This is a genomic window from Pectobacterium polonicum, from assembly GCF_005497185.1.
GTDB classification, from domain to species: domain Bacteria; phylum Pseudomonadota; class Gammaproteobacteria; order Enterobacterales; family Enterobacteriaceae; genus Pectobacterium; species Pectobacterium polonicum.
Genome location: NZ_RJTN01000054.1, coordinates 1 through 2,888 on the forward strand (window position 1 = coordinate 1; position 2,888 = coordinate 2,888).

Consider the following 2,888-nt stretch of genomic DNA (forward strand, 5'->3'; position numbering starts at 1 on the left):
TGTGGGAGGTCGCCGCACCGGAGCAGCAGATATTATCGCGGGCGCTGAGCTACACCGCCGCCGGGGAACTGGCTTCGGTTAAGGACACCCTGCGGGGGGACGTTCAGTACGATTACGATGCGGAAGGCCGCCTGCTGAAACGTATTGACGTCCACTGGCAGGTGCATCACCGCGCATACGGCTATGATGCCGCGGACAATATACAGGATAGCAACCCTTCCGCTTCCGCCTTTCCGTTATTCGATAATCGCCTGCTGAACTGGCGCAATCTGTGGAATCAGTATGACGGTCAGGGCAATCTGATACGGCGACGTGATGGCGGAACAGAGCAGTTTTATCGGTACGACGCCGATAACCGCCTGCTCGAAGCGCGGGGCCGGGGGCCGCTGGGGGAATTTGTCGCCCGCTATGGCTATGACGCACTGGGCAGACGCACCCGTAAAACGGTTATCTGGGGCGAAAACGGAAAGCAGGACGACACGCATTTCCTGTGGGAAGGCTTTCGGCTGTTGCAGGCCAGACACGCTGACCGGACAGAAAGTTATGTTTATGACCCAAACGTCTGGTGGTCGCCGTTAGCGCGTATCACCCGGCAAGCGGGAGCACACGACGGCGATATCCGCTGGTTCAACACCGACCTGAACGGCGCTCCGCTGGAGATGACCGATGCAGACGGCGCCGTCCGCTGGAGCGGCGACTACGGCACCTTCGGGGCGGTAAACGGACAAACGCAGGACAGTGCAGCACTCCGCCACGGCAAACCGGTGGAGCCTCAGCCGTTACGCTACGCCGGCCAATACGCGGATGACGAAACCGGTTTGCATTACAACCTGTTCCGCTACTATGATCCCACCGTAGGCCGGTTTACGACGCAGGACCCGATAGGGCTAGCGGGGGGAGATAACCTTTACCAGTATGCGCCGAATCCTATTAGATGGGTTGATCCTCTGGGACTGGAGAAAATAGTAAGAGGAATGACTAATGATAATGGCTCACCTAAAGTTGGTCCTTCTGCAAGAGAATTAGGAGCCAGGCCAGGAACAGATATTAAAGTTGATGCTAATGGAAATGTTCACCCGAATAGTGGAGGCGTATCAGTTTCCCCAAATACTGATGGTTTACCTAACCACAGGAAACCGCCAGAATTCGGTGGAACAGGAAAAGATCCTGTATGGGAACTTGATACATCTGATTTAGGCAAGGATTTGAAACATGTCCCTGATTCACGTACTCACGGAACGATCCAACCCAGTCGTACAATGAGTGTGGAGGAATATCAAAGAGCATTAGCTTCGACAAAAGGGAAGTGGAAATTATGCCAATAAAAGAAGAGTTTATTAAAAATTTATCGAGTGAAATAGCCTTTTGCTCTAACCTTATTAAATTAAGAGAGTTGCTTGTTTCTTTCAAGGTTAGAGGCATGTCTAAAAATGAAATGCTCTTATATCTTAATGAACTTAGGCTAGTTTCAAATGAAGACGTTGTTTTAGAACTAATGGATTTTGTTGAAGGATATTGTAATCCTCAATTATCTATATATTAAAAAATAAAGCCGGAAGCGATCCCAACGATCCTTCCGGCTTTTTTATTTTATAGTCTGATACTACAGATCAATCTCCGTCTCAATCGCTATCCTTCCCCGTTCAACCGTCACGGTAATCGGCATCCCGGTCATAAAACCCGACTCTTCCAGCCAGCGGCCTTTAAGGTTAATCGCTGACGGCGGGTTCGGCTTGCCGTTATGCGGGGCGTATCCCACCGTGTGGTAGGATCACAACTCACGCAGGAGTACGACTTTGCAGGACTGCGCAGAACCGCACGCCGGGAAGATGGCCTCGTTGCACTGTGGGAGCTTGACGGTAATGACCATGTCGTTCGCTTTACCGATTACGACGGTCGTGTCACCTATGCCAGCGGCTACAGCGCGGGAATGCAGCGAATGAGGACGCCATCCCGCACGTTTATCAGCATGATGATGCCGGACAACTGGTGCGTCGGGCACATGCCCACGCCGTGTTTCACTACCAGCACAATGACAGAGGGCAACTGGTTTCGCTAAAACGCGAGCCTACCGAAGAAGGCCTGGCGCAGGGGCTCACCGCCGATGAGGTCAGGTTGACCTATGATGCCGCAGGCTATTTGTCAGGTGAGTGCGGCAGCGAGGGGAGCATCACCTATACGCGGGATGCGTTGGGGAATGTTAGCACGCTGTCGCTGCCGGAGGGTGACACGCTACGCTGGCTGCACTACGGCTCCGGCCACGTCAGCGCGGTAAAATTCAATCATCAGGTCATCAGCGAGTTCACCCGTGACCGCCTGCACCGGGAAATCACCCGCACTCAGGGACGGCGTGAACAGCGACGAGAATATGATCGTTTAGGCCGCCTGACTTCACAGCGCAGCGGGCTGTGGGAGGTCGCCGCACCGGAGCAGCAGATATTATCGCGGGCGCTGAGCTACACCGCCGCCGGGGAACTGGCTTCGGTTAAGGACACCCTGCGGGGGGACGTTCAGTACGATTACGATGCGGAAGGCCGCCTGCTGAAACGTATTGACGTCCACTGGCAGGTGCATCACCGCGCATACGGCTATGATGCCGCGGACAATATACAGGATAGCAACCCTTCCGCTTCCGCCTTTCCGTTATTCGATAATCGCCTGCTGAACTGGCGCAATCTGTGGAATCAGTATGACGGTCAGGGCAATCTGATACGGCGACGTGATGGCGGAACAGAGCAGTTTTATCGGTACGACGCCGATAACCGCCTGCTCGAAGCGCGGGGCCGGGGGCCGCTGGGGGAATTTGTCGCCCGCTATGGCTATGACGCACTGGGCAGACGCACCCGTAAAACGGTTATCTGGGGCGAAAACGGAAAGCAGGACGACAC

4 protein-coding genes and 1 pseudogene are annotated in these 2,888 nt (G+C 54.4%); 4 read left to right on the top strand and 1 reads right to left on the bottom strand.

The annotated features are described in order from the left end of the window. The coding region (locus EDI29_RS22515; RefSeq protein WP_277751459.1) for an RHS repeat domain-containing protein at positions 1-1,325 on the top strand (1,325 nt) is incomplete at its 5' end. Further along, a complete protein-coding gene (locus EDI29_RS22520; protein ID WP_137742652.1) occupies positions 1,316-1,543 on the top strand; it encodes a hypothetical protein in 228 nt (75 codons plus the stop codon). The genes EDI29_RS22515 and EDI29_RS22520, both read left to right, overlap by 10 nt. 60 nt (positions 1,544-1,603) lie before the next feature. Here EDI29_RS22520 and EDI29_RS22525 read toward each other — a convergent pair whose 3' ends face one another. Then, entirely contained in the window at positions 1,604-1,759 is a 156-nt protein-coding gene (locus EDI29_RS22525; protein WP_137742653.1) for a SymE family type I addiction module toxin, read from the bottom strand. 3 nt (positions 1,760-1,762) lie between these two features. On the opposite strand from EDI29_RS22525, the gene EDI29_RS23100 reads away from it, so the two are divergent. Further along, the gene (locus EDI29_RS23100; RefSeq protein ID WP_241664987.1) at positions 1,763-2,059 is read left to right on the top strand and encodes a hypothetical protein; all 297 of its coding nucleotides are present in this window, start codon (positions 1,763-1,765) and stop codon (positions 2,057-2,059) included. Beyond that, positions 1,990-2,888: pseudogene (locus tag EDI29_RS22530) on the top strand (type IV secretion protein Rhs); the annotation flags it as partial. The gene EDI29_RS23100 and the pseudogene EDI29_RS22530, both read left to right, overlap by 70 nt.